General features: G+C 74.0%; 3 protein-coding genes and 1 pseudogene. All 4 read left to right on the top strand.

Features of this window, described 5'->3' with window-relative positions; translation table 11 throughout:
• Nucleotides 1-227: pseudogene (locus E1200_RS31595) on the top strand (exopolyphosphatase); the annotation flags it as partial.
• 56 nt (nt 228-283) lie between these two features.
• Nucleotides 284-1,816, top strand: a complete 1,533-nt coding sequence (locus tag E1200_RS31600; RefSeq protein WP_131956061.1) for a carboxyl transferase domain-containing protein — start codon at nt 284-286, stop codon at nt 1,814-1,816.
• 5 nt (nt 1,817-1,821) lie between these two features.
• A complete protein-coding gene (locus E1200_RS31605; RefSeq protein WP_131956059.1) occupies nt 1,822-3,783 on the top strand; it encodes a biotin carboxylase N-terminal domain-containing protein in 1,962 nt (653 codons plus the stop codon).
• Nucleotides 3,780-4,229: acyl-CoA dehydrogenase family protein (locus E1200_RS31610; protein WP_207933640.1), on the top strand; the 450-nt coding region annotated here is incomplete at its 3' end. The genes E1200_RS31605 and E1200_RS31610, both read left to right, overlap by 4 nt.

Below are 4,229 nucleotides of genomic sequence, written 5' to 3' on the forward strand. Positions count from 1 at the left end.
GGCTGGAGCCGTACCTCACCGTCGAGCGGTTCCGTGAACTGCTGCCCGAGACCCGTGACCACACCGTCCAGCGGCACGTGCTGCCCAACCTCCGCGCGGTCAACTTCGTCGTCGAGGGGCTGCTGCAGGAGGGCGTCTCGGCCTCGACCCGGTTCGACCCGCAGGGCAAGGCGCTCGGGGAGTGGTTGCGGGCCCGCCACGCCGACATCCCGGAGGCACTGCTGTGACGCTGAAGAGCACGCTCGACACGCGCGGCCCGGAGTACCGCGAGCGCCGCGCGGCCATGCTGGAGAAGCTGGCGGCCCTGGACGCCGAGCACGCCAAGGCCCTCGCGGGCGGTGGCGAGAAGTACGTCGAGCGGCACCGCGAGCGCGGGAAGATGCTCGCGCGCGAGCGCATCGAGCTGCTGATCGACCCCGACTCGCCGTTCCTGGAGCTGAGCCCCCTCGCCGCGTGGGGCAGCGACTTCCCCGTCGGCGCCAGCGTCGTCACCGGCATCGGCGTCGTGGAGGGCGTCGAGTGCGTGATCGTGGCGAACGACCCGACGGTGCGGGGCGGGTCCAGCAACCCGTGGTCGGTGAAGAAGTCCTTCCGGGCCGCCGACATCGCGCTGGAGAACCGGCTCCCGATGATCAACCTGGTCGAGTCGGGCGGCGCGGACCTGCCGACGCAGAAGGAGATCTTCATCCCGGGCGGGCGGATGTTCCGCGACCTCACCCGGCTGTCGGCGGCGGGCATCCCCACGATCGCGCTGGTCTTCGGCAACTCCACGGCGGGCGGCGCGTACGTCCCGGGGATGTGCGACTACGTCGTCATGGTCAAGGAGCGCGCGAAGGTGTTCCTCGGCGGCCCGCCGCTGGTGAAGATGGCGACGGGGGAGGAGGCCGGCGACGAGGAGCTCGGCGGCGCTGAGATGCACGCGCGCTCCTCCGGCCTCGCCGACTACATGGCGGCCGACGAGGCGGACGCGCTGCGCCTCGGCCGCGAGATCGTCCGCAACCTGCACCACCGCAAGCTCGGCCCTCCGCCGGGGCCCGTGGAGGAACCGCTGTACGACGCGGAGGAGCTCGCCGGCATCGTCCCCGAGGACCTGAAGATCCCGTTCGACCCGCGTGAGGTCATCGCCCGGATCGCGGACGGCTCCCGCTTCGAGGAGTTCAAGCCCCTGTACGGGACGAGCCTGGTCACCGGCTGGACCCGCGTCCACGGCTACCCGGTCGGGGTCCTCGCCAACGCGCAGGGCGTGCTGTTCAGCGCGGAGGCGCAGAAGGCCGCCCAGTTCATCCAGCTCGCCAACCAGAGCGACACGCCGCTGCTGTTCCTGCACAACACGACCGGCTACATGGTCGGCAGGGAGTACGAGCAGGCCGGGATCATCAAGCACGGCGCGCTGATGATCAACGCGGTGGCGAACAGCCGGGTGCCGCACCTGACGGTCGTGATGGGCGCCTCGTACGGGGCGGGCAACTACGGCATGTGCGGCCGGGCGTACGACCCCCGGTTCCTGTTCACGTGGCCGAGCGCGAAGTCCGCGGTGATGGGCCCGCAGCAGCTCGCGGGGGTCCTGTCGATCGTGGCGCGGCAGGCGGCGGAGGCGCGCGGGCAGGTCTACGACGAGGACCAGGACCGCGCGATGCGGGAGATGGTCGAGAACCAGATCGAGGCGGAGTCGCTGCCGTTCTTCCTGTCCGGCCGCCTCTACGACGACGGCGTGATCGACCCGCGCGACACCCGCACCGTCCTCGGCCTGTGCCTGTCCGCCGTCCACAACGCGCCCGTGCGCGGAGCCGACGGCTTCGGCGTCTTCCGGATGTGAGCCACATGATCAGCAGAGTGCTCGTCGCCAACCGCGGGGAGATCGCCCGCCGGGTCCTGCGCGCCTGCCGGGACCTCGGCATCGGGACGGTCGCCGTCCACTCCGACCCCGACACCGGCGCGCCGCATGTCCGGGAGGCGGACGTCGCGGGACGGCTGCCCGGGGCCGCCCCCGCGGAGACGTACCTGTCGGCCGAGCGGCTCCTCGACGTGGCGCGCCGCGCCGGCGCCGACGCCGTCCACCCGGGGTACGGCTTCCTGTCGGAGAACGCGGGCTTCGCGCAGGCCGTGCTCGACGCGGGCCTGACCTGGATCGGCCCGCCGCCCGCCGCGATCGCCGCGATGGGCTCCAAGATCGAGGCGAAGAAGCTGATGGCCGCCGCGGGCGTCCCGGTGCTGCCCGAGCTGGACCCCGCCCGCGTCACCGGCGCGGACTTCCCGCTGCTGGTGAAGGCGTCCGCGGGCGGCGGCGGGCGCGGGATGCGGATCGTCCGCGCGCCGGACGAGCTGGCGGACGCCGTCGCGGGCGCCCGCCGCGAGGCGGAGTCGGCGTTCGGCGACCCGGCCGTGTTCTGCGAGCCGCTGCTGGAGGACGCCCGCCACATCGAGGTGCAGGTCGTCGCGGACGCGCACGGCGGCGTCTGGACGCTCGGCGAGCGCGAATGCTCGATCCAGCGCCGCCACCAGAAGATCGTCGAGGAGGCGCCGTCCCCAGCGGTCGGGCCGGAGCTCCGCGCCGCTCTGTGCGAGGCCGCCGCGAACGCCGCCCGCGCCATCGGCTACACGGGCGCAGGCACGGTCGAGTTCATGCTCGCCCCGGACGGCCGCTTCTTCTTCCTGGAGGTCAACACCCGCCTCCAGGTCGAGCACCCCGTCACCGAATGCGTGTACGGGGTCGACCTCGTCCGGCTGCAACTGGAGATCGCCGAGGGGGCGCGGCTCCCGGACGCGGTCCCCGAGCCGCGCGGCCACGCCATCGAGGTCCGCCTGTACGCCGAGGACCCCGCCCATGACTGGCGGCCCGGCAGCGGCCCCCTGCACACCTTCGAGGTGCCCGGCGTTGACGCCGAGTTCGGCGTCCCCGCGACGTACGGGCTGCGGCTCGACAGCGGAGTCGAGAGCGGCGCCGAGATCGGCGTCCACTACGACCCCATGCTCGCCAAGCTGATCGCGTGGGCGCCCACCCGGCGCGCCGCCGCCCGCCGGCTCGCGGCCGGGCTGCGCGGCGCCCGCATCCACGGCCCGGCCACCAACCGCGGCCTGCTCGTCCGGATCCTCGAAGAGCCGGGCTTCCTGGCCGGCGGCACCGACACCGGATACCTCGACCGCACCGGCCTCGACGCCCTCGCCGCGCCGCTCGCCGGGGAGGATGCCGTCCGCGTGTCCGCGCTGGCCGCAGCGCTCGCCGCCGCAGCCGCGGAGCGGGCCGCCGCGCCGGTGCTCGGCGGTCTCCCGCCGGGGTGGCGCAACGTCCGGTCGCAGCCCCAGCGCAGGACGTTCGAGGGCCCGTCGGGGCAGGTGACCGCCGACTACCACCTGCGGCGCGGCGAGCTGGTGTCGGAGCTGTGCCCCGGCGCCTCGCTGGTGTCGGCGACGCCCGAGCGCGTCGTCCTGGAGAACGAGGGGCTGCGCGAGACGTTCACGGTCGCCGCCGCGGGCGACTCGGTGTACGTCGACTCCCGCCTCGGCCCGGTGGAGTTCCGGGCCGTCCCCCGCTTCACCGACCCGAGCGACCAGCTCGCCCCCGGATCGCTCCTCGCGCCCATGCCCGGGACGGTGCTGCGCGTCGAGACCGGCCCCGGCGCCGAGGTCGCCGGCGGGCAGACGCTCGTCGTGCTGGAGGCGATGAAGATGGAGCACCGCATCGTCGCGCCGTCCGCGGGGACGGTCGCGGAACTGCACGTCGCGGCGGGCCAGCAGGTCGAGTCCGGCGCCGTCCTCGCCGTCATCGAAGGGACGATCGGATGAGCTATGTCGAGACCGAGGAGCGGCGGGCGCTGCGCGAAGCCGTCGCCGAGCTGGGCGCCAAGTACGGCGCGTCCTACTACGTGGAGAAGGCCCGCGCCGGGGAGAAGACCGACGAGCTGTGGGACGAGGCCGGGCGCCTCGGCTACCTCGGCGTGAACGTCCCCGAGGAGTACGGCGGCGGAGGCGGCGGCATCGGCGACCTCGCGGCGGTCTGCGAGGAACTCGCCGCGGCGGGCTGCCCGCTGCTGCTGATGGTCGTCTCCCCGGCGATCTGCGCCACGATCATCGCGCGCTCCGGCACCGACGAGCAGAAGCGGCACTGGCTCCCGCGGTTCGCGGACGGCTCGGTCAAGATGGCGTTCGCGATCACCGAGCCCGACGCGGGCTCCAACGCGCACCGCATCACGACCGCCGCGCGCCGGGAAGTGAAGGGGGCAGGGGAGGCG

The sequence above is a fragment of the Actinomadura sp. GC306 genome, from assembly GCF_004348665.1.
Lineage (GTDB): Bacteria > Actinomycetota > Actinomycetes > Streptosporangiales > Streptosporangiaceae > Spirillospora.

Bases quoted from the DNA above. Each gene is read 5' to 3' on its own strand.
- E1200_RS31605 (WP_131956059.1), top strand. From the start codon at position 1,822: ATGATCAGCAGAGTGCTCGTCGCCAACCGCGGGGAGATCGCCCGCCGG.
- E1200_RS31600 (WP_131956061.1), top strand. From the start codon at position 284: ATGCTGGAGAAGCTGGCGGCCCTGGACGCCGAGCACGCCAAGGCCCTC.